Origin of the sequence: Pseudorhodobacter wandonensis, from assembly GCF_001202035.1 — a bacterium.
Lineage (GTDB): Bacteria > Pseudomonadota > Alphaproteobacteria > Rhodobacterales > Rhodobacteraceae > Pseudorhodobacter > Pseudorhodobacter wandonensis.
The window spans coordinates 1-24,328 of record NZ_LGHT01000044.1 but is presented as its reverse complement, the minus strand read 5'-3'; the positions used below and the strand labels follow the sequence as shown (position 1 = coordinate 24,328).

Sequence of the window (24,328 nt, the reverse complement as noted above, 5' to 3'; positions counted from 1 at the left end):
TAAGATATCGCAAATGCAACATTGATCAGTTCCAATTTGCGCTGAGTTGCGCTGGAAATGACTTGGGGATGTTCAGCGGCGAAGCAATTTTTGGCCTGAAAATGCCGACCCCACCTTTGATTGTTCTTGAAGCTGCCCAACGTTTTCCGCCATGCGAAACTGCTATTGGTTGGCCTCTTGTGGTGTGGCTTTTGTTTCGGGCGTGTAAATGACGCGGAATTCATCTGGCCCACCGTAAAGGTTTAGCGGCCATGTGCCACGAGGCCAGCGCAGTTCCATTTCGCCCAGACGCGGGCGATAGACGGCGGTGTAAAGCGTGCCAAACCCGCGGTCAAAGGCGATGGAATAAAGCGGCGGGCGCAGAAAGGCGGCAATAAACTTTTCCTGCGGCTCAATATGCCCGGTCAGGCGTTGCAGCAAGAAACGCTCGCGTTCCACAGTGGCAGTGGCGCGGGCGTGGGCATCCCATTCCACCTTTTCCTGATGGTTGGTTGCCACGGCTGCATGGGTGATAATCGCAGGACGGTCAGGGGCCATAAGGGCGGTCAGAAAGTTGCGCTTGGCGTCAAGTACGGTGACGTTATAGCTCATATGTGTGGGAATACGGGCAAGGGCGGCGCCGGCCTGTTCGGTGGTTTCGCAGGTTTGCAGCACATAACGCAAAATCAGCGGCACGCCGAAACCGTCACCCACGACGCGCCTGCCACCAAAGGTCAGCGACACAGCAAGCCCTGCGTCATTCATACCATCGACAAGGCCCCAAAACCCGTCCGAGGTGCCAATGACATTGCGGCCTTGCCAGCGGGTTTGCAGCACGACGCGTTCAAACGCATTCGGGTTATAGTCGTAGTTGCGGACCAGCATCGGTTCCTTGCCCGGCCAGATCGCTTGGCTGCAGCCCGAAAGATAGGGCGGCGGGCGATAAAAGCTAAGAAACCGCGCGGCAAGATCGCCGCCACCGGCCTGTGCGCACAGCTGGTCATACAGCGGCACGATTTCCGGCATATGGATCTTCAACGCCTTCAGGCCTTCCCAATAGGTGGGACGCGCGTCAATGCCTTCGCGCATCCACCATGTGTTGTAGGCAGGCCATAGCTCAGCGAATAGCCCGGCCCATTTGGGGCCGGGCTGATAGTCTGGCTCGCTTATGCTGCGCCAAATCAGCTTCATTACATGATCTTGAAGGCCGGATCGCCAAGGGCTGGTCCTGCCTCGGCTACGGGCATCGGGTCGGCCTTGAACGCCGATTTGATACCGTGAATCCACCGTTTCGCGCGCTCGTTCAGCATAAAGCTGTTGGTCATCGACCGACCACGTGTCACCAAGATACCCAGATCGGCGCCTTCATAGCGGTAGTCACCCTTTTTAAGGATGCGCAGGAAGAACGCCTCGTTCTCTGATTCAACGGCCCGGCGGTGATAATCGAACCGGTCAAAGACCACGCTGCCGTCTTCCTTCATCTTGTAAATGCCGGTTTGGGGCGCGTCAGACAGGATATCAACACTGTCTTCGGTGTGTTTGATGACCATCTGGCTCCAACTATCGATCATGTTGGGGTTGGCCCAGCGGCTGTTCAGCTCGGCCACGTCAAGCTTGAACGCGGCTTTCGAGAATTCCAGCAGGTGGAACAGGAACAGCGGTGCATCGGCATGGGCAAAGGCCGCGTGGTTGGTCATCGAGCTGGCACCAGTGATGCGGGGGTTCAACTCGCCCAGATAAATCTCACCCGACTTTTTGTCGATCAGGAAGTCGAGCTCGAAATAGCCGCGATAGCCTTCTTTGCGCAGCTGTTCACCGAATTTAAAGGTCAGGTCACGGGCCTGTTGGCGTACCTTGGGCGGAAAGGCGGTGGATAGGATTTCATTGCCACACCAGCCGCCACGATAAGGCGTCAGCTCCTTGAAGCCGACAAGCTCGGTCATAAGCGGGCCAACGATCGTACCTTCCTTGGTGGCACAGGCTTCAATCGCGGCACCACGGCAGTTGATGCGCTTCATGATCTTGATCTCACCTTCGCCGATGATCTCATGCTCATGGCGGCGGAAATCGGCTTCGGATTTGATAAAGAAGGTGGTATGACCAGAGTCGCCATAAGCCGATTGCAGCACCAGGTCATGGCCGATACCGGCCTTTTCGCAGGTTTTCTGCAAGTCTTCGTAAGATTTCACCTCGGCCAGCACGTTTGGCACCGACGGCACGCCCGCCTTGTTGCCAACGCGGACAGTTTCGATTTTGTTGTCCAGCTTGGTGCGCAGCTTGGATTTCGGAAACCAGACTTCGGCGCCCAGTTCCTTGGCCAGACGCTCGGTTTCGGCGTCAAACATCAGAAATACAAACTTGGGCTTGCCACCGCGGCGTTTTACAAGGTCGATGACCTCTTTGTGCTGCAGCAGATAGTTGTTGATATCCTCAATACTTTGGAATTCGGCATGCGGCTGTTCAGACGGGCAGAACACGTTGGGGTGACGCCCATCATAGCAATCCAAGTAGCAGATATATTTAAAGTTTTTGCACCATTCATCAATGCCCAACAGGTTAAAGTTGGTCGCCGAGATGAAGTAAACCGGATCTTCGTTGCGGTGAAAAAAGCGACGAATCTCCGAGATGTTCGCAAGTTTTTTATCGTTCATTATTTTCTCCCTGTTCTTATTTACTGGTTTTTTTAGCAACCTGTTTGGCTAGAATTTCGTCGGTGAACACCCGCAGCCCAAGGTCGGCGCGGTAACCGTGAATTTCGCTGACATCCAATGCCCGCATAAAGGTAAGGATTTCACGGCTGATAACTTGCCCTGGCACCAGAATGGGGAAACCGGGCGGATAAGGGATGATAAACGAGGCCGAAACCACCTCACGCCCCTTTTCGATTTCCATCAAAATATCGCCGTTCAGGTCAAGGTAATCACAGTTGTTTTCATCATAGGCCAGAAAGAACGGCGTGCGCAGATCGCCCTCTCCGGTAACGGGGTCGGCGCAGAAGGCCGGGTGGAAATGCGAAAAATCGGGCAAGGGCGGTAGGTCTTGCATCAGGTTTTTCACACGCTTTTCAAACGACAGGCGTTCCATTTTGGACGCGTCGTCCAACTTTTCGTCCAACTCTTTGGCGATCTCGACCAGCACCTCAATCAGATAGGCAACCGACGACCGCGTGGTGCCGATATTGGTCATGAATAGCACGGTATTGCGCGAGGTCTTGTTGATCTGGATGCCGTATTTATCCATCAAGATATCGGTCTTGAAGGTGTCGCCATCCCAACCTGTGCCGCCCACAGCCAGCGTCACGCGGGTTGCATCAAGGACAAATTCGTCCTTTTCCCAGCAGTTCCACGTGTCTGTCCAACCCTGTTCGGGGTCGTAATAACTGGTGACGCCGCTTTCGCGGTGTTCCTCGGGGATCATATCGCCTGCAGCCAATACCTTGAAATACTTTTGCAAAAGCGGGTGCGTTGAAATGGCGCGGCGCATCGACATCGCGGCCTCGACCTGCCGTTGCACAAACTCGAACCCTTCCAGCTCTACCTGCCGGCGACCAACATCCAGACTGGCGATGATCTGATAGTTCGGGCTGGTTGACGTGTGGGTCATATAGGCTTCGTGAAAGGCTTCCTCGACCTCGCCTTTGAAATCCTGATCGTTGACGTGGATCATCGAGCCTTGGCGCAGACTGGTCAGGGTTTTATGCGTCGATTGCGTGGCGTAAACCCGCACACGGGCCTTGGGCGACGGGATAAGCCGCGTTTTCAGCAGTGTCGCCTCATCGGCATCTTTCAACTTTTCCTGCTGCTTGGCATAGGCCTTGGCATGCGCAGGGCTGCGCAGCCGTTCGCGCAGGTTATTGGCCGCGTTCATGCCGGTACGCTGGCGGTAGGTGGGGCCAAAGCGGGCAAAGGCAAACCACGCCTCATCCCACAGGAAAATCAGGTCGGGCTTAATGGCAAGGCATTCTTCCATCACGCGTTCGACGTTATAAACGATGCCATCAAAGGTGCAGTTGGTCAGCAGCAGCATGCGCACGCGGTCCAACTTGCCCGCCGCCTTCAATTTCAGCAACTGATGCTTGATTTCTTTCAGCGGTACTGCGCCATACATCGAGTATTCGTTCAGCGGGTAGCTGTCGAGATAGCAAACCTGCGCGCCGGAAAGCACCATGCCGTAATGGTGCGATTTGTGGCAATCACGGTCTACCAGCACGATATCATCAGGGCGGACCAGCGCCTGCACCACGATTTTGTTGCAGGTTGAGGTGCCGTTGGTGGCGAAAAAGGTTTGTTTCGACCCAAAGGCGCGGCTGGCCAGTTCTTGCGCCTCTTTGATCGGGCCGTGGGGTTCCAACAGGCTATCAAGCCCGCCCGATGTGGCCGAGGTTTCGGCCAAAAAGATGTTGGGGCCATAGAACGCGCCCATATCCTGAATCCAGTGGCTGCGCGTGATCGACTTGCCACGGCTGATCGGCATCGCGTGGAAAACGCCTGTTGGCTGGCGCGAATACTCTTTCAGCGCGGTAAAAAACGGGGTGTTATATCGTGCCTGAACGCCGCGCAGGATGTTCAGATGCAGCTCCATAAAGTCTTCTTGGTTATAGAAGACACGGCGGCAAATGCCGAGATCAAGACCAGCAATATCTTCGACCGAACGGTCGGTGACAAGGTAGGCATCAAGTTCCGGGCGAACCTTGGCAATCAGGCGGCAGAGTTCGGGGCCGAGATCCTCAGAGGCGATATCTTCCAGTTCTTCGGCGCCACCGGCACGATTAAGGTATTTGGTCAGGATCGGCAGCTCAACATCCGATTCCAGCTTAAGGCCGGGGCGGACGATGATCGCCTGAATATTGTGGTTGAACAAAACGCCGATCAGCGCGTCTTGCAGGCTGGGCACGATGACCGGTTCGTAAATGAAATCATCCTCAACGCGGCGCATCGAGGTCATATTGTTCTTGAGCCAGCGTTCCTGATGCTCGTTCACGTCATCGACGATCATCACCTCAAAATATGGTTTGGCGAGCGAGCGTGCATCGGGGGGCAGCAGTGCCACTTCGTCTTGGTCTTCATCACGGCCTTCGCGGTCCAGCGGGATGGTGCGACGACGATAGGCGCCAGTGCTGAGTGCACGGTTGACGCGGCTGACAGCATAGGACAGTTCGCCCAGATGGTTGTGTTCAAACTGGCGGCGCATGATTTCAAAAGCAGTGGTGCCGGGAAAGGCCCAATACCGTTCGATCAGCGCGAGGGAGGCGAACAGTTTGGCCGCTTCGGCATAGGTTGCCTTGGCGCGGCGGCTATCTGGATTTTTGACCAAGAAATCCAGCTTTTCGCGTAAACTGCTCCACCGGTCAGCGCGAAGCTGAACGGCGGAATAGTAGTCATTCATCGACTGCATCGTGTCGTCCCTTTCTGTCGGCAATCGGGCGATGCAGGCAACAGGCCTGCGCCCGTGTTAGCCGGTAATTGTTTTACCAGACAACCCCGCGCCCGGCATATCTATGCCGGTGATCGGTGCCACCCCTTTTGGTTGCGGTGCGCCGAAACCCACTGCTTCGGCCTCGGCAGAGCCGAGCACCACATTTCGCTGATCGATTTGCAGCTCGGCGCGCGAGCCTTGCTGCTGTTTTTCCAATGGCCCCAATGTGTGCAAATAGGCATCTGTGCCACTGGTCCGGTCATAGATCGAGAAATCGACTGGGCGGTCACGGAAGCTTTTCAGCACTTGGCCCAATCCGCGCATGCCGGCTGCACGCTGGCGGCGCACATGGTCAAGATCAAGTTCAATCGGGAACATGTCTTCTTGGCCGGCAGACGAGTGGATGACCGTCGAGGTCGGGTCAACAACCACCGAGCGTCCGTTACCACCAGCGCCCAAGCCATTGACGCCAAAGACATAGCACTGAAACTGCGCCGCTGTTGCACGTGCAATGGCGATTTCGGCGTCACGGTCGGCAGTACCTGTCAGGATTGGCAGCAGTAGCACCTCAACCCCTTGCGAGGTCAGTTGGCGTGTCGTTTCAGGGAACCAGACGTCATAGCAGATCGACAGGCCAAAGCGGCCCACATCCGGCACGTCAAAGATACAAAACTCGGTCCCCGGCGAAACCCCCACTTCATAGGGCATAAACGGAAACATCTTGCTATAGGTCTTAACAATCTCGCCCGCAGGGTTGATGACGACCGAGGTGTTCAAAATCCGGCCATCTTCGGTTTTTTGGTACATCGAGCCGGGGATCAACCAGATATGGTGACGCACGGCGGCAGCCTGAAACCGCTCGATATGTTCGTTATGCAGGGGCAGTGCGTGCTTGGTCAGCGGGCCAAAGGCGGCCAGCTCACTGAACATAACCATTTGTGTCCAAGGATAGACGTTCATCAGAACGTCCAGCCGTTGCAGCATGCCATCGACGTTGGGTTGCAGGGCATTGACGTACATTTGAACGCCGGCGATCGCGAAAGGAGTCATTTCATTTCCAGATTGGTTATGGGCGGCGGCGCGGTTCTGCGCCGTCTCGCCTGCCTTCTATCACCGCACCACCAAAACGGAAACCGGCGAATGACGGACAACCCGGTCAGCGTTGGATCCGATCAGAAAATCGCGCATCCGGTCAGGCGGATGGCTGCCCATAACCACCAAATCTGCCCCAATCGCCTTGATTGCAGCCAAAATTTCATCATGGACGATACCTGAACGTACATGCGCCTCGGCGTGTTGGTCATCGGGGATCAGGGTTTCCAGCAGCTCTTTTAAATCTGCGCCGGTTTTACGGATCGCTTTGCTTTCAAAATCTGCGGGAAAGAAGCCTTCGACCACAGGCATAGTATATGCGGGCACAACGGTCAGGACATCCAGTTTCGCCCCCCAGTCACGGCAGAGCTTTAGCGCATCTGGCAGGGCTTTTTTCCAACTTGCAGGCTGGTTTATATCAATCGTCAAGAGGATGGATTTGTACATTTTGACCTCCTCAGGCAGTTACTGGACGGCGTTTTGGCGCGCGCCCACGTTGCAACATTACAACCAACGCAAGCAGCAGCAAGGCCGGAATAAACATCCAGTATTTGGAAGGCACCGACACAGGCCGCAACACACGCAATACCTCTTGATCCCAATCCAAACCGGCGGTTTGGGCGGGGCTGTCATAGGCTACATCGTCGATCAGCATCTTGTCGCCATCGCTGCGGAAGGCAAGGCCAGCCGCGGCAAGGCGTTCTTCGCCTGTGGCCTCATTCCCCATCGGAATAAGGGCCACAAATTCGATCGGGTCGCCCAGATCGTTGACGCCTGAAACACGTACCCGCAGATCCTCGCCTGTCGGGGTGTTTGCCGCGGCCGCCGCGATTTCAGATGGCGCTTCCTCGGCATAGGGCGGGAAGGCCATGTCCATCCAGAAACCGGGGCGGAACAGGGTGAAAGCCACCAGGATCAGCGCTGCGGATTCGTAAAAGCGGTTCTTTACAAGGAACCAGCCTTGGGTGGCCGCCGCGAATAGCAGCATGGCGATGGTCGCGATACAGAACACGAATATGCCTTGCGCAACTGTCACATCGATCAACAACAGCTCGGTGTTAAAGATGAAAAGGAATGGCAAAGCGGCGGTGCGCAGGCTGTAGAAAAACGCAATGACGCCGGTTTTGATCGGGTCACCACCCGAAACCGCCGCAGCGGCAAAGCTGGCAAGGCCAACGGGCGGTGTAACATCGGCCATGATGCCAAAGTAGAACACGAACAAATGCACAGCGATCAGCGGCACGATCAACCCGTTTTGCTGACCCAAAGTGACGATAACCGGTGCCAACAGTGCCGATACCACGATATAGTTTGCCGTGGTCGGCAGGCCCATCCCAAGGATTAGCGACAGCACAGCCGTCAGCAGCAAAATCCCCATCAGGTTGCCACCAGACAGCACCTCAACCACATCAGCCAATGCCGAGCCCACGCCGGTTTGGCTGACGGCGCCTACGATGATACCAGCGGTCGCCGTGGCGATACCGATACCGATCATGTTGCGTGCGCCGGTTTCCAACCCGTCCAGCAGGTCGGTGATGCCTTGACCGATGTCACGTGCAAGGTTGCTTTCGCCGCGCATGATGGCGGTAATCGGGCGTTGGGTCAGCAGGATGAACACCATATACATCGTCGCCCAAAACGCTGACAGGCCGGGTGACAGGCGGTCAACCATCAACGCCCAAACCAGCACAATCACCGGCAGGATAAAGTGCAGGCCCGAGCGGATAGTCGGCCCCGGCAACGGCAGTTTGGTCACAGGTGCGTTCGGGTCGTCCAGCTCTAGCGGTTCTTCTTTGGATGCGATGTAGAGCAAGCCAACATAGGCCGCCGAGATGAAGGCAAAAATGATATAGCCAGCAGCATTCGGGAATGCAGGGCGAATCCAGCCCATGCCATAGTAAACGGCCAGTGACAGCGCGCAGATCACCGCAATGGTAAAGGCGATGCCGATCAGGCGTTGCACGATAGGCTTGGGCGTATAGGCGCGGGGCAGGCCTTCCATGCCGGCTTTCATCGCCTCAAGATGCACGATGTAAACCAGCGCGATGTAGGAAATGACAGCAGGCAAGAAGGCATGTTTGACCACGTCAAAATACGGGATGCCGACATATTCGACCATCAGAAAGGCAGCAGCCCCCATGACCGGCGGCATGATCTGGCCGTTGACGGATGAGGCAACCTCGACCGCGCCGGCCTTTTCAGCGGAAAAGCCGACCTTTTTCATCAAAGGAATGGTAAAGGTGCCGGTGGTGACCACGTTGGCGATGGACGAACCCGAAATCAGGCCGGTCATGGCCGACGATACAACCGCCGCTTTGGCCGGGCCGCCGCGCATGTGACCCATCAGGGAAAACGCGACCTGAATAAAGTAGTTACCGGCGCCGGCTTTATCCAGCAAGGAACCGAACAACACGAACAGGAACACGAATGACGTAGACACGCCCAAGGCGATGCCAAACACGCCTTCGGTGGTGATCCATTGGTGGTTCACGATTTCCGACAGGTTGTTGCCTTTGTGGGCGATGATGTCGGGCATCTGCGGGCCCAGCACGGTATAGGCCAGAAATGCCGACGCTACGATCATCAGCGCAGGCCCCAACGCGCGGCGCGTGGCCTCAAGCAGCACCATCAGGCCAATAACCGAAACGATAAAATCCTGGGTGATCGGCGCGCCAACGCGGCCGGAAATGTCACGGTAATAGACAAACAGGTAAAGCGCGGTGGCGGCGCCAACGGCAGCCAGTGCCCATTCCCATGCGGGGATTTTATCTTTGGGCGAGCCGAGAAGAACCACGCCAACCATCGCCAAAACGACCAAGGCGATCCACCAGACCGAGGAATCCTCTTTGGCAGAGATAAAGAACAACGCGCCAAGGATTATCGGCACGGCAACGCCCAGAATGGTCTGGAACTTGGTGCTGGCAGCCGGAAAGGCGGCAAAGGCAAGAAACAGCGCAAAGGCAAGGTGGATCGAGCGCGCTTCGGTATCGTTGAACACACCCGCACCAATCATGAACGGGATGGGCGAGGCAAACCAAAGCTGGAACAGCGACCAAGCCAGCGCGATGACGGTGACGAACACCCCGACTGACCCTGTTGTACCACGCGCACCGGTATCGGAGGCGGCAACGATTGCATCAAGCTCGGCTTGGCTCAGCCCGACTTTTTCGCTGTGTTGTGCTGGATCATTTTGTGCCATTGCATATCCCCGTTGGCCGCATGACGGCGCTAGTTTTTGTTCTTATCTGCAATTCTGTCCGGCCAATTGCGGCGTGCCGGATACGCGCGAAAGCTGCCCGTGCGCGGGTTGGCGCACGGGCTAGGGGCGGATTACATCCAGCCGCGCTCTTTGTAATACTTGATCGCGCCGGGGTGCAGCGGAGCTGACAAACCGTCTTTGATCATTTCTTCTTCTTTCAGGTTCTCAAAGGCTGGGTGCAGCTTTTTGAATCGGTCAAAGTTGTCGAATACGGCTTTGACAACTTCGTAAACCACCTCATCTGGCACGTCAGCCGAGGTGACAAAGGTTGCCTTAACGCCGAATGTTTCCACATCGTCAGGCGTACCTGGGTACATGCCGCCGGGGATAACCGCTTTGGCATAGTAAGGGTTGTCGGCAATCAGCTTGTCGATTTCAGGGCCGGTGACAGGCACCAGATGCGCGTCGACGGTCGAAACAGCCTCTTGGATCGAGCCATTGGGGTTGCCCACGGTATAGATGATCGCGTCAACCTTGTTATCGCCCAGTGCGGCGGCTTGCTCGGCTGGCTTCAGCTCGGATGCCAAGGCGAAATCGGCCATGGTCCAACCTTTTGCAGCCAAGACCACTTCCATAGTTGCCAACTGGCCCGAACCGGGGTTGCCAACGTTAACGCGCTTGCCCTTCAAATCGTCAAACGTCGCGATATTCGCGTCGTTACGTGCGATCACGTTAAAGGGCTCTGAGTGGACCGAGAACACAGCGCGCTCTTTGTCAAATTTGTCGCCTTCAAATTTGGCCGAGCCGTTATAAGCGTGGTACTGCCAGTCGGACTGGGCCACACCCATATCCATATCACCCGCCTTGATCGCGTTGATGTTGGCAATAGAGCCACCGGTCGAAGGTGCTGTGCACTTCAGGCCGGTTTTGGGCGTGTCACGGTTCACGAGGCGGCAGATCGACTGACCCACAACAAAGTAAACACCGGTTTGGCCGCCGGTGCCGATGGTGATGAAACGCTCTTCGGCGCTTGCGGCAGTGGCAAGTGCCATGGATCCGGCAAGAGCCAGAGATTTCAGATAGGTCATGTGTAACTCCCGTCACATTGGTTAGCGTTTTTGCTTCCGCTGCCTTCGTGGCTACGGTTCTTGGTATTCGGCATGATCCGCGCCTGGCAGGTTTGACCCTGCGCGCACCGCCAGTTCATTTGGCCGCCATTGCTATTGTTGCCCGCAAGTCGGCTTGCGGCTTGGGTGAATTGAGTGCAGACCAAACCATAGACCAGCGCCCATACCTTAATCTGATCAATTTATTTCCAACAGCACCAATCCGGTTGCGGAGCGCAAATGGCAGGTCGGGCGATTACCTCCCTGAAAGAAATGCGACCAACACGGCGGCTGCTCGTATACTGCGCAAATTCCAAGGTTGGTTAACCCAACATGTACGAAACACAGGAATTAATGAAGCGGCTGCAGCACTGTTCCGTGTATTCTGTAAAGTCAGCTTAGGGGGGATGAATTTCAAATTCAATAGACATATTTGATACCCGCTGAAACTGCTATTTTATAACTTAAAACAGGTGGTTAAGTGTGAAAATGTGCTGATTCTACACGGCTCCGCCAAAGCACGAAACTCTGTGACGGGGCCAAAAAGCGGCTTTCGCCAAATCGCTTTGGCTTGGTGGATCGGCGATTGCGGTGCCCTTTGAAACGGCGAAATTACGCCGCCTTCAAGGTTTCGGTGGACTCGGCGAAGTTTTGCGCGTAGATGGCCCGCTTGGCCCAGAGATATTCCGGTGCTGGCGGGCGAGGAGGCTCGATGCCAGTCAGGGGTGAGCGGCCTTTGAACGGGCAAAGCAACGCCCCCTGATAGGTAGAAGATAATGGAAAATGTGAATATCGCCGGGCCATTGGCCGCGGCGCTCGAAGCCAAGGGCTATGCGTCCCTTACCCCTGTGCAAGAGGCAATGCTGGCCCCCGAAGTCGAAGGCCGCGATTTGCTGGTTTCGGCCCAAACCGGTTCGGGCAAAACGGTTGCCTTTGGTATTGCGATTGCAAACGATCTGTTGAACGGGGCCGACCGGTTCTTGTTTGCGGATGTGCCGATGGCGCTGATCATTGCCCCAACCCGCGAATTGGCGCTGCAAGTGGCGCGTGAGCTGGACTGGCTCTATGGTGAGGCTGGCGCGCGGATTGCGACCTGTGTTGGCGGTATGGATTACCGGACCGAGAAACGCTCGCTTGACCGTGGCGCGCATATTGTTGTCGGTACACCGGGCCGTCTGCGCGACCATATTGACCGCAAATCGTTGGATCTGTCGGGCCTGCGCGCCGCTGTTCTGGATGAAGCGGATGAAATGCTCGACCTCGGGTTCCGCGACGATCTGGAATATATCCTGTCCCAAGCCCCCGAAGACCGCCGCACCCTGATGTTTTCGGCCACTGTGCCAAAGGCAATCGCGGCACTGGCCAAAGAATTCCAAAACGACGCGCTGCGCATTCAAACCGCAGGCGAGGCCAAGCAGCACGTCGATATCGAATACCGTGCGCTTTCCGTGCAGATGCGCGACCGTGAGAATGCGATTTTCAACCTGCTGCGTTATTATGAGGCGCCGACCGCGATTGTGTTCTGCAAAACCCGCGCGGCTGTGACCTCGCTTATGGGCCGCATGGGCAACCGTGGGTTCAAAGTTGTGGCGCTATCGGGTGAGCTGAGCCAAGCCGAGCGCACGAACGCGCTGTCGGCCCTACGCAATGGTCGCGCCAATGTGTGTATCGCAACCGATGTCGCGGCACGCGGCATCGACCTTCCGGGGCTTGATCTGGTTATCCACGCCGATTTGCCCAGCAACTCGGAAACCCTGTTGCACCGTTCGGGCCGGACTGGCCGCGCCGGTTCCAAAGGTGTTTCGGCGCTGATCGTGGTGCCATCCGAATTTCGCAAGGCGCAGCGCTTGGTGCAAGGCGCCAAGCTGGTTGTCGAATGGGGCTCGGCCCCTTCGGCCGAAGAAGTGCAGGAACGTGACGACCAGCGCATTCTGGAACACCCCGCACTTGGCCCGAATGATGGCGAAGATGGCACGCTGGCGCAGGTTCTGCTGGACCGTTTCGGCGCCGAGCAAGTGGCGCAGGCTTTCGTGACCATGTGGCGTCAAGGCCGGTCCTCGCCCGAGGTGCTGTCGGATGTGGCCAAAGTGGGCGAGCGTCCCGAGCCAAAACCCCGCGGCGAATTTGGTGCCTCGGTCTGGTACACGATTTCGGTTGGTCATACGGGCCGCGCCGAAGCACGTTGGTTGTTGCCGAAAATCTGTGAAGCTGGCGGGATTACCAAAGACGGTATCGGCGCCATTCGCGTGCAAACCGAACTGACCTATGTGCAGATCGGCAAAGATGTCGCCGATAAGTTTGGCGCCGGTGTGGCGCTGGAAGAAGGCGTCGAAATGAAACGGATGGACGGCGAGCCCGCGATTGACCGCGATCGCCCTGAACGCCCAGTCCGTGCGCCACGCGAAAAACCAGCGTATAAGCCAAAGCCATCACGCTTTGTCGAAGATGACGCGCCGATGCCCGAGCGTAAACCCTATACCAAGCGCGAACCTGCGGCAAAATCTGACTGGTCGTCCGATGATGGCGCGCCAAAAGGGTTCGAAGCACGCGAGGCTGATAAGCCGAAACGTGCGGCCAAGCCCTATGCCAAAGCCGAAGGCGCAAAACCATATGGCGAGAAAAAGCCCTATGCCAAGGCTGATGGTGCCAAATCCTTTGGTGACAAAAAGCCCTATGCAAAAAAGGCCGATGGCGACAAGAAACCTTGGGTAAAGCGCGAAGAAGGTGACGGCAAGCCGTGGGAAAAGCGCGATGCCGCCCCCCGCAAGCCTTATGCCAAACGGGCTGATGCCGCCGAGGGCGCCAAGCCTTACGCCAAGCGCGAAGACGGTGCGAAACCCTATGCGCCACGCGGCGCCAGCCCCGAAGCCGGTGGCGAGCGCAAGCCACGGTGGAAAGCCGAAGAAGGCACTGCCAAGCCGCGCTCGGCCGGGTTCAAATCGCACGGCGGCAAGCCTGATGGCGAGGGCCGTCCAGCGCGGTCAGCCGGGTTCAAGTCGCACAGCGCCGAGGGCAAGAGCTTTGGCAAACCAGGTGGAAAACCGGCAGGCAAGACATTTGCCAAGCCTGCCAAGCCAAGGGCGAATGATACCAGCAAGCGTTTCGTGCCGCCGAAAAAGGGCTGACAAGTAGCTTTAAGTTTTGAAATGGCCCGGCGTTTTCTGCCGGGCCATTTTGCATTCCGGGGTCAGGCCACTTCGGACTGCGCATCCTCGGGGTCAACGACCGGCCAGGCATCGACCGGGCAATGCGCAACCAGCGCCGCAGTGATCGCGGTTTTGCGCAAAGGTTTGGTAAGATATTTGTCGATACCTGAAGCAAGGATCGACGTGTCATCCCCATCCATCGCATGGGCGGTCAGCGCAATAATTGGCACATGGCTGTCCGTGCCGATTTCACGCTCTCGTATTGCGCGGGCGGCCTCTTTTCCATCCATTTCCGGCATGGATATATCCATAAAGATAAGATCAGGCTGCAAGTCTGCAAACATCTCCACCGCCTCGCGGCCATTATCGGCAAAGCTGAGGTCGATCTGCAAATCCTTTACCATTTTGTGAAAAACAAGCTGGTTGGTGCGGTTGTCTTCGGCGGCCAGCACGCGCATGGCGCGGTGGGCAGCGGTTTGCGGGGGCTTTGGTCGGGGGGCGGGCGGCGGTGCCGTAAGGCCGCGCAACCGTCGGTACAGCTCGGACCGCAACAGCGGCTTTTGCAAGACCGCCGAAAGTTGCGCGTTTTCACTGCCTTCGCGGGCGACCGCGGGGTTTGAAGAAAACAGGACGATGGGAATATTATAGCCGGTTTCGCGCAGCTTCTCTGCCAGCTGTACCCCGTTCATTTCGGGCATTTCATGGTCGGTTATCAACACGTCATAATCGCGGTCTCGGGCCAGCTCGGCAATAACTTCGGCAGCTGAACGACACAGCGTAACCTGCATGCCGCAAGTCAGCAGTTGGCGTTCAAGTATCGTGCGGTTGATGAATTGGTCATCGACGACCAACGCGCGGCGCAACAATACCGGATCGGGCGGGGCAGACTGATCTTCGGCAATGGGAAGTTGCAGGCGAAAGCCAAAGCAAGAGCCTTGGCCCAACTCGCTGTCAACCCAGACCGAGCCATCCATCCGTTCAATCAGGCTTTTTGAAATTGCGAGGCCAAGGCCGGTGCCTTCAAACTTGCGGTTTGCAGCAGATTCAACCTGATTAAACTCGCCAAAGACATGCTCAAGCTGATCGGCGGGAATGCCGATACCAGTATCTTCGACGGAAATATGCAACTGCTGGCTGCCCGGATCGTTTTCCAACCCGACGATGCGGATCAGGACATGGCCTTCTTCGGTGAACTTCACAGCATTGCCGACAAGATTGGTCAGAACCTGCCGCAAGCGACCAACATCACCCACAAAGCGGGTGGGCAAAAACAGATCATAATCGATCATCAGATCCAGCCCGCGCTCGCGGGCGCTGGGTTGCAGCAGCATTGCAACCTCATGGATCAAACGTTCAAGATCAAAGGGTTCGGGGTGCAGGGTCAGCCGTTCGGCTTCAATCTTCGAATAGTCCAGAATATCGTTGATGATGACCAAAAGCGCCTCACCCGAGGACCGGATGGTTTCGGCGAACAGGCGCTGTTCCTCGGTCAGGCCGGTATCGCACAGCAGTTCGGCCATGCCGACGACGCCGTTCATCGGGGTGCGGATTTCGTGGCTCATATTCGCGAGAAAGGCCGATTTGGCGCGGTTCGCGGCTTCGGCTGCTTTGCGGGCCTCATCCAGCGCGGCTTGTTGTTCCTTTTGGTGGGTGATGTCAACGCGCAGGCCGACCCGGCCGCCATCGGGGGTGGGTTGCTCGAGCACGCGGAGCCAGCGGCCATCTGTCAGCTCTTGTTCGCGCACGATAGGGCCAGTCAGCGGCTGGCCGATGCGTTCTTCAATCCAGGCTTCCTCGCGTCCGGCTGCATCGGCATAGACGCCTGCGGTGACGCCGGCGCGCAGAATTTGCTCATAACTGATGCCAGGGGTCATCAGGGCTGCGCTTTCCGGGTAAATTTCCTTGTAGCGCTGGTTGCAGGCCAGCAGCCTTTCTTCGCGGTCAAACAGCACAAACCCATCGGGAATCGCCTCTAATGCGGCCCAAATGCGCATTTGCTGGGTGGTGTTCAACGCCACGCAAACCATATCGCCATCGCGTGCCCGCCGATCCACAAGCCGCAGCCACTGGCCGTTGGTGGTTTGAACTGTTTCATGCGGAATTGGGTCATTGTCCCAGCGGGCCAACATACGTTCCACCCATTCGGCGGGGCTTTCCTCGCCCAAGTTCACCATACCTTCCTCAGCCGTCAGTTTCAGAATCTCGCGGTAGGGTGTGCCTGGGCCGATATTATAGTCGGCATAGGGAGAAAGGTAGGCGCGGTTGGCGACCAGAAGCCGGTGTTTGTCGTCGAACACGGCAAAACCATCATGCAAGGCATTCACCGAATCGCGCAGCCGCCGCTCCGCCATCACGGCCGAGGTATGGGCCGCCTCAAGATCCGTTATGAACCGCGAGTTCTGGCCTTTGAGCATCTGCGCCTCGGACACCGCGGCCTTGGTCATATGGCGCTGTTCGACGATTTGTTCCGACAACGCCCGCGCATGCAGCGCCAGCTTTTCATTGGCGGCGAAAAGTTCGCGCTGCTTTTGTTCCAGCAGGCGTTCTGCCCCTAATCTTGCGCGCCGCTCTTTCGCCAATCTGTCTACGATATCCATACGCGGTTCAACCATTGCCATCAGATTCTTGGGCCATATCGGGCCTTCTGCCCTTTGCTATGTCCAAGATTGGCGCAACAAGATGAAGCGATGGTTAATGGCGAAAGAGTTTGCCAGAATCCTTGCTTTATCGCAGTGGGGCATGGCAGAGTTATTGCAAGCTTGCGGGCATTTTTGGGCAGCGGCGGGTTTGTTGGTTTGGCATGACGCACTGCCCCGGATTATTTTCGTTAGGGGTTTTTAGAATGAAATTGTTTCAGAGAATCGGCTTCGGTGTCGTCGCAGCTGTTTTGGCGCTCGGTCTGCCCGCGATCAGCACAGCGCAAGATTTGGTACCGGAAAAGCGGTTTGTCATGACCCGCGACGTCGATTTGCCCGGTGGCGATATTGCGACCTTGTTCGATACCGTGCTGGAGGCGTGCCAAAGGGCGTGTTTGTCCAACAAATCGTGCACAGCATTTACGTTTAATGCGCGCAATGGCTCTTGTTTTCTAAAGGCCGGGCCTGGGTCGCCTACGGATTATGCCGGTGCGTTTTCGGCGTTTGTGGTTTCGTCCGCGCCGGGGGCCACGGACCTTGCGCAGACCCGGTCAAAGCAACTGACCTTTCTGAACCCTGGCGATTTTTCAGATGCCAAAGCCTTGGCCGAAGGGCTTGCCGCGCGGCATTTGACTGGCCCGTGGAGCGCGGCCGAGCATATGGAGGCCGCACGGGCCGAAGAGGCGCAAGGCAGCGTGTTGCGGGCCAGCTCTTTTGTCGGGGCGGCGCTGAACCTGACCGATGCCGCCGAGGATTGGGCCGAATATGCACGGCTGTTGCAGGTGGCAGCGATCAGCAATCCGAATTCCCGCAGTGAACTGCAGGAACGCGCCTTGAACGCCAGCATCAACGGCTATCTGCGCGCAACCTCGCCCGGTTTGCAGCATACGCTGTTGGTTGAAATGGCCGAGATGCTAGAGGCGCGTGGCCGTGGCCGCGACATGGTGCCTGCGCTGCGATTGGCGCAAGAAATCCAGCCGCGCAGCGATACCGAGGTGGCGCTGGATGAGGCCATCGGGAAATACGGCTTTCGGATTACCGAGCATGACGTGCAATCCGATTCCGCCCGCCCTCGCATCTGCGCGACCTTTTCGGATGACCTTGCCAAAACCGGTGTGGATTTCGAAAAATTCGTGCAGGTCGATCAGGCAGGTTTGACTGTCGAAAAATCCGGCGATCAAATGTTGTGTGTCGAAGGTGTTTCGCATGGTGAGCGCCACAGCCTGACCTTTCGCGCGGGTATTCCGGCAGCCGATGGTCAGACCACGGTAAAGCCGGTTACGATTACCGCCTATGTGCGCGACCGGACGCCGGCTGTGCGCTTTCCGGGGCGGGCCTATGTGTTGCCAAAACTGGATGATGGGGCTGCGCTGCCGGTGGAATCGGTCAATGCCGCCAAGGTTGATCTGACGCTGTTTCGTGTGACCGACCGCAACATCCTGCGCGCCATTCAGGGCGATTATTTCGGCGAACCGATGTCTTATTGGCGCGAGGATGATTTTGCCCGCGGTGTCGGCGCGGAAATCTGGAAAGGCGAGGCCGATCTGGCGGTTGAGGTGAACAAGGATATGACCACCCGCCTGCCGATGACCGCGGCTTTGGCGGGCCAAGGTGCCGGCATTTTTGCACTGCGGGCGCAGATACCCGGCACGTATGGTGATGAGGTGGCCCCGGCGTGGCAGTGGTTTGTGGTCTCTGATCTGGGCATCACGTCATTGTCGGGGATTGACGGGTTGCATGTTGTCATCCGCAGTCTTGGCACGGCGGGGGCAAAGCCGGGGGTTTCGGTAGAATTGCTCAGCCGCAGCAACGAAGTGTTGGGCACTGTCGCGACCGATGCGCAGGGCTATGCCGTGTTTCCGGCTGCTTTGACGCGCGGCACAGGGGCGCTGGCGCCTGCGATGCTGGTGGCTAAGGATGGCGCCGACGACATGGCGTTTTTGTCGCTGACGGACCCGGAGTTTGACCTGTCCGATCGCGGCGTCGAAGGGCGCGAACCTGCCCCGCCGATTGACGTGTTTTTGACCACGGATCGGGGCGCCTATCATGCCGGTGAAACCGTCTATGCGACAGCGTTGGCACGGGATGCCGACGCAGCGGCGATTGATGGCTTGCCCTTGACCGCGATTGTAAAACGCCCTGACGGCGTCGAATATTCCCGCGCCTTGGCCGAGGATGCGGGCGGCGGTGGCCATGTCTTTGCTCTGCCCATCGCAGGCAGTGCGCCGCGTGGGACATGGCGGTTGGAACTGCTGGCCGATCTGGATGCAGCCCCCTTGGCCGCGAAAACCTTTCTGGTTGAGGATTTCTTGCCCGAGCGGATCGATTTCACGCTCGCCCTGCCCGAAACCCCGATCCGGCTGGGCGATACGCCCGATTTGACAGTGGATGCCAAGTATCTGTTCGGCGCCCCCGGTGCCGATCTGGCGATCGAAGGTGATGTGATCTTGCGTGCCGCCAAGGGCCTTGCGGCCTTTCCCGGCTACACATTCGGCCGCGCGGATGAACCGTTCAACACCCGTATGGAAGGGTTTGGCGGGGACATGACCGATAGCGATGGCCATGCAGTGGTATCCTTGGCCATGACCGATGTGCCAGACCCGGCGCGCCCGATGGAGATTATCGTTGTGGCGCGGGTTGCCGAAGGCTCGGGCCGGCCGGTGGAACGCCGCATCACCCGCGCTTTGCAGCCCTCGGCCGCGATGATCGGGGTAAAGCCGCTGTTTGATGGCGTGGTCTCAGAAGGCTCAGACGCGCGGTTTTCTGTTGTAGCAGTGGGGCCAAATGAAACCCCCGTTCCAATGGCAGTGAAATGGGAGCTATCACGCATTGAGACCCGCTATCAGTGGTATCAGGAATATGGAAATTGGTACTGGGAACCAGTAACCAACCGCGAACGAGTAGCCGATGGTGTGGCCGACTTGGGCGCGGCACCGCTGGATATTTCGGGCGCAGTGCAGTGGGGCGAATACGAGCTGGAGGTTGTGCAAACGGATGGCGGCAATGCCTCGACCACGCAGCAGTTCTATGCCGGTTGGTATGCGCCTGCCGATGTAACCGCAACGCCTGACACGCTGGAACTGTCACTGGATAAACCGGCCTTTGCGCCCGGCGATGTGGCGCAGTTGCGCATTGTGCCACGGGCTGCAGGTACAGCGCTGGTGTCGGTTCTGTCCAACCGCTTGGTCACGATGAAGATGGTTGAGGTAACCGAGGGCGAGAATATCATCCCGTTGGATGTAACGTCCGAATGGGGCGCCGGTGTCTATGTCACCGCGTCCGTGTTGCGGCCAATGGATGTGGCTGCGGGCCGCAACCCTGCCCGTGCGATGGGCCTTGCCCATGCCAGCATCGACCCCGGTGAAAAGGCGTTGAACGCAGTGATTGAGGTTGGTGCCGAAGTCGCCCCGCGCGGCCCGATGGAGGTTGCAGTAAAGGTAGACGGGTTGAAAGCAGGCGATACCGCCTATGCCACAATCGCGGCAGTAGACGTGGGGATTTTGAACCTGACGTCGTTTAAATCACCTGACCCAAAGGCGCATTACTTTGGTCAACGCAAGCTGGGCGTGGGCATTCGGGATGTTTATGGCCGCTTGATCGACGGGTTGAATGGCGCGGAAGGCACGGTGCGGTCGGGTGGTGACAGTGCGGGCCAAGCGCGGCTAGAGGCACCGCCTCCGACCGAAGAGCTGGTAGCCTATTTCACCGGCCCTGTCACTGTTGCGGCCGATGGCTATGCCCGTGCCACGTTTGATCTGCCCTCGTTTAACGGGACTGTGCGGGTGATTGCGGTTGTCTGGTCAAAAACCGGTGTCGGGCAGGCGCAGGCTGATGTGTTGGTGCGCGACCCTGTGGTTGTCACCGCATCCGTGCCGCGCTTTATGGCGCCGGGTGATCAAAGCCGGATGTTGCTGGAAATTGTCCATGCCAAGGGACCAGCGGGTCGCATGGGGCTGGATGTGACTGCCAATGGTTTGACGCTGGGCGCAGTGCCTTCGGGCTTTGACCTGGCCGAGGGCGGCAAAGCCGTGTTTTCGGTGCCTGTCACGGCGGGGGCCGAAGGCGTGCAGTCGGTATCGGTAGCGCTGACCACACCTGATGGCAAACAACTGACCAAAACCTTGCAGATTCCCGTTCAACGCGGCGACCCCGAAATCGCCCGCACCACGCGGCTGGAACTGGCGGCGGGTCAAACCTTTACGCTGGATCAAGCGGCGTTTGACGGGTTTGCGGCGGGGTCTGGCCTTGCCACGATGGCTGTCGGCCCGATTGCGCGGTTGGATGCGCCGGGGCTGCTGGCGGCGTTGGACCGCTATCCCTACGGTTGTACCGAACAGATCACTTCACGTGCCTTGCCGCTGATCTATTTTGACCAAGTGGCGCAGGCGATGCAGTTGAAAGGGGCAGATAATATCAGCACCCGCATCACCCAAGCCGTGGCCGAGGTGCTAACAAACCAAGGCTCCGAAGGTGGCTTTGGCCTTTGGGGGCCAAGCCAAGGCGATGCGTGGCTGGATGCCTATGTTACCGACTTCCTAAGCCGTGCGCGCGCACAGGGTTATGCTGTGCCGGATGTCGCGTTCCGCTCGGCTTTGGATAACCTGCGCAACCGTGTGAACTATGCGTCCGACTTTGATGAGGGCGGCGAGGCATTGGCCTATGCGTTGATGGTTCTGGCCCGCGAAGGGGCGGCGGCGATTGGTGATTTGCGTTATTATGCCGATGTAAAGGCCGATGCTTTTGCCACCCCGATTGCGCAGGCACAACTGGGGGCGGCACTGGCCAATTACGGCGACCAACGCCGCGCCGATGCGATGTTCACACGTGCCGGTGCGCGGATCGCTGCGTATCAGTCCTATAATGATGTGCAAAGCTATCGCGCCGATTACGGCAGCAGCCGCCGTGACGCCGCAGCAGTGCTGACATTGGCGGTTGAGGCAGGGTCCAACGTGTTGGACCGTGAAGCGCTGGCCGTGGCCTTGCGGCCCAATGGGCGCAACCTGTCTACGCAAGAGGCGACGTGGACGCTTCTTGCCGCCAATGCGCTGATCGACCGGCCCGGAACCGATGGCATCACACTGAACGGTGCCGCGGTTGATGGGCCTTTGGTGCGGGTGCTAAAGGCAGGTGACGCGCAAACCGTCGCAGTGGCCAATGGCTCCGGCAAACCCACTACCCTGACGCTGACAGCCTACGGCGTGCCCGAGGTTCCTGGGCCGGCGGGTGGCAACGGCTATGCGATCACACGCAGTTATTACACGATCGAGGGCGAACCTGTGTCGCTCGACGGTGGGGTAAAGGCGGGTGAACGCTTGGTTGTGGTGCTGGAAGTCATCCCCTTTGGCACCGCCGAGGCGCGGCTAATGGTGGCTGACCCACTGCCCGCAGGGTTTGAGATTGATAACCCCAACCTGCTGCGCGGTGGCGATGTGGGCGGGTTTGACTGGCTGGATGTGCAAAACGATGTGGCGCATAGCGAGTTCCGCCAAGACCGTTTCCTGACGGCCGTGGATTGGAGCGGCAGTGACAGTTTCCGTCTGGCCTATGTGGTACGGGCGGTCTCGCCGGGCAACTTCCACCATCCGGCGGCATCTGTTGAGGATATGTACCGCCCCGATTACCGCGCCCAATCCGATGCGGGCCGCGTTTCCATTACCGAGTGATGCTGCGCGCGCCGGTTTTCAAGGCACGGCCTCTGTTCGCATTGGCCTTTGCCCTTTGGGCAGGGGCCATTGCGCGGGATGCAGGCGACAGGTGGGTCGATGCAACGGTTCTGCCTGATCTGGCGATCGAAACCTCGGTCGAGGTGCTTGCCCGTGATGGGCGCTTGCTGCGCGCCTATACTGTGGCCGAAGGGCGCTGGCGCATGGCGGTGGCCGAGGGGGCGGTAGATGCCGGTTTTACCGCCGTGTTGGTGGCCTATGAGGATAAGCGGTTTTACAGCCACGCGGGCGTAGACCCTTGGGCGCTGGCGCGTGCCTTGGGGCAGGCATTGCGCCATGGCCGCGTGGTTTCGGGGGGCTCAACCCTGACGATGCAGGTTGCGCGGTTGCTCGAGGATTCTGGGACCGGCCAATTGGCGGGCAAGCTGCGGCAAGCGCGGGTGGCACTGGCGCTGGAACGGCGGCTGAGCAAGGCGCAGATTTTGCAACTTTACTATGAAATCGCGCCATATGGCGGCAATCTGGAAGGTGTGCGGGCGGCGTCACTCGCCTATTTCGGCAAGGAACCAAAGCGGTTGACGCCTGCGCAATCGGCGCTGTTGGTGGCCCTGCCGCAATCGCCCGAAACCCGCAGACCCGACCGCGCGCCCGATGTCGCAAGCGCGGCACGGGCAAAGGTGCTGGCCCGAGCGGTGGCGGCAGGCGTGATAAGCGCCGATCAAGCAGCGGCGGCGCAGCGAGAGGCTGTACCGCTGGTCCGGCGCGATTTTCCGGCGCTGGCCCCGCATGTCGCCGACAGGGTTGTCGCGGCAGCGCCGGATGCAGCCCTGCACCGCACAACAATTGACGCCGCATTGCAAGCGCGTTTGGAGGAGTTGGCCGCACAGGCGGTCGCGGCCCAAGGTGATCGGCTGCAGGTGGCGATTGTCGTCGCCGATCATCGCTCGGGTGAAATGCTGGCGAGTGTGGGGTCGGCGGCCTACCGTGCCGACGCGCGGCAAGGCTTTGTTGATATGACGCGGGCGTGGCGCAGCCCGGGGTCTACGCTAAAGCCGCTGGTCTATGGCTTGGCCTTTGATGCGGGGCTGGCGCATCCCGAAACCTTGATCGAAGATAGGCCGATGGATTTTGGCGGCTATGCGCCGCAGAATTTTGACAAGGTGTTTCGCGGTATGGTGCGGGTGCGTGAGGCGCTGCAACTGTCACTAAACCTGCCCGTGGTGGCGCTGACCGACGCTTTGGGGCCCGCCAAACTGTTGGCGGCGATGCACCGCGCGGGGGTAGATGCGCGGGTGCCGGGGGGCAAGCCGGGGCTGGCGATCGCGCTGGGCGGGCTGGGCGTGACGCTTGAGGATATGGTCAGCCTCTACGCCTCGATTGCGCGTGGCGGGGTGGCACGGCCGTTGTGGGTGACGGGTGCGGGTGTTGATGGCGTGCGCGTGCTGTCGGCGGTGGCGGCGTGGGAGGTGGGCGATATCCTATCGGGCATGCCACCGCCTGCGGGTGCGCCAGTGAACCGATTGGCCTATAAAACCGGCACCAGCTACGGGCACCGCGATGCCTGGGCGATTGGCTTTGACGGGGCGCATGTGATTGGCGTCTGGATGGGGCGGGCCGATGGCACGCCTGTGCCGGGGGCCTTTGGTGGTGATCTTGCGGCGCCGGTGTTGTTTCAGGCCTTTGCGCGGTTGAAACGGGGGTTAGAGCCTTTGCCAGCGCCCCCGGCCGCGACCTTGATGGTGGCCAATGCCGGTTTGCCGCAGCCGTTGCGGCAGTTTCGGGCGCGCGCGGCCGCGTTTGAGGTGGCGGACGCGCCTGCGGTGGCCTTTCCGCCCGACGGGGCGGAAGTAGAGCTGATGGAAGGCGGTTTGCTGCTGCGGGTACGCGGCGGGGTGGGGCCGTTTACATGGTTGGCCGATGGGCAGCCCTTAGTCGTGGCGGCGCGCGGGCGCGATAGTGTGGTGCCGATGGCGGGGCCGGGGTTTGTGGTTTTGTCGGTAATTGACGGGGTTGGCAGATCGGCGCGCGCGCGGGTTAGGTTACGCTAGTGGCCGGCGCTGGGGGAGGGGCTGTCTGCCCCTCCCCCAGACCC

General features: G+C 58.7%; 12 protein-coding genes. 4 read left to right on the top strand and 8 right to left on the bottom strand.

Annotated elements, in window-relative coordinates:
* Positions 1-162: 162 nt before the first annotated feature.
* The 7 genes from AKU79_RS15165 to AKU79_RS15135 all read right to left on the bottom strand — a co-directional run bounded on the left by AKU79_RS15165 (position 163) and on the right by AKU79_RS15135 (position 10,773).
* The gene (locus tag AKU79_RS15165; protein ID WP_082224091.1) at positions 163-1,164 is read right to left on the bottom strand and encodes a C45 family peptidase; all 1,002 of its coding nucleotides are present in this window, start codon (positions 1,162-1,164) and stop codon (positions 163-165) included.
* Positions 1,165-1,169: 5 nt separating this feature from the next.
* Positions 1,170-2,630, bottom strand: a complete 1,461-nt coding sequence (locus AKU79_RS15160; RefSeq protein ID WP_050524429.1) for a biotin carboxylase — start codon at positions 2,628-2,630, stop codon at positions 1,170-1,172.
* Positions 2,631-2,646: 16 nt separating this feature from the next.
* A complete protein-coding gene (locus tag AKU79_RS15155) occupies positions 2,647-5,373 on the bottom strand; it encodes an aminotransferase class I/II-fold pyridoxal phosphate-dependent enzyme (RefSeq protein WP_050524428.1) in 2,727 nt (908 codons plus the stop codon).
* Between the two features lie 57 nt (positions 5,374-5,430).
* A complete protein-coding gene (locus tag AKU79_RS15150; RefSeq protein ID WP_082224069.1) occupies positions 5,431-6,444 on the bottom strand; it encodes a carbon-nitrogen hydrolase family protein in 1,014 nt (337 codons plus the stop codon).
* A 60-nt stretch (positions 6,445-6,504) separates the two neighbouring features.
* The gene (locus AKU79_RS15145; protein WP_050524427.1) at positions 6,505-6,933 is read right to left on the bottom strand and encodes a universal stress protein; all 429 of its coding nucleotides are present in this window, start codon (positions 6,931-6,933) and stop codon (positions 6,505-6,507) included.
* A gap of 10 nt (positions 6,934-6,943) precedes the next feature.
* On the bottom strand, positions 6,944-9,685 hold the full coding sequence (locus tag AKU79_RS15140; RefSeq protein ID WP_050524426.1) for a TRAP transporter permease: 2,742 nt from the start codon (positions 9,683-9,685) through the stop codon (positions 6,944-6,946).
* A gap of 131 nt (positions 9,686-9,816) precedes the next feature.
* On the bottom strand, positions 9,817-10,773 hold the full coding sequence (locus AKU79_RS15135) for a TAXI family TRAP transporter solute-binding subunit (RefSeq protein ID WP_050524425.1): 957 nt from the start codon (positions 10,771-10,773) through the stop codon (positions 9,817-9,819).
* A gap of 47 nt (positions 10,774-10,820) precedes the next feature.
* On the opposite strand from AKU79_RS15135, the gene AKU79_RS19370 reads away from it, so the two are divergent.
* Both AKU79_RS19370 and AKU79_RS15130 read left to right on the top strand, forming a co-directional pair.
* On the top strand, positions 10,821-11,228 hold the full coding sequence (locus AKU79_RS19370; RefSeq protein ID WP_197087363.1) for a hypothetical protein: 408 nt from the start codon (positions 10,821-10,823) through the stop codon (positions 11,226-11,228).
* Positions 11,229-11,567: 339 nt separating this feature from the next.
* On the top strand, positions 11,568-13,916 hold the full coding sequence (locus tag AKU79_RS15130) for a DEAD/DEAH box helicase (protein ID WP_050524424.1): 2,349 nt from the start codon (positions 11,568-11,570) through the stop codon (positions 13,914-13,916).
* Positions 13,917-13,978: 62 nt separating this feature from the next.
* Here the strand turns inward: AKU79_RS15130 and AKU79_RS15125 are convergent, their stop codons facing one another.
* Positions 13,979-16,534 (bottom strand): response regulator, encoded by a 2,556-nt coding sequence (locus AKU79_RS15125; RefSeq protein WP_050524829.1) that lies wholly within the window; start codon positions 16,532-16,534, stop codon positions 13,979-13,981.
* Between the two features lie 245 nt (positions 16,535-16,779).
* On the opposite strand from AKU79_RS15125, the gene AKU79_RS15115 reads away from it, so the two are divergent.
* A complete protein-coding gene (locus tag AKU79_RS15115) occupies positions 16,780-22,236 on the top strand; it encodes an alpha-2-macroglobulin family protein (RefSeq protein WP_050524422.1) in 5,457 nt (1,818 codons plus the stop codon).
* A complete protein-coding gene (gene pbpC / locus AKU79_RS15110; RefSeq protein WP_050524421.1) occupies positions 22,236-24,284 on the top strand; it encodes a penicillin-binding protein 1C in 2,049 nt (682 codons plus the stop codon). Before AKU79_RS15115 ends, pbpC begins: the two co-directional genes overlap by 1 nt.
* Positions 24,285-24,328: the final 44 nt, after the last annotated feature.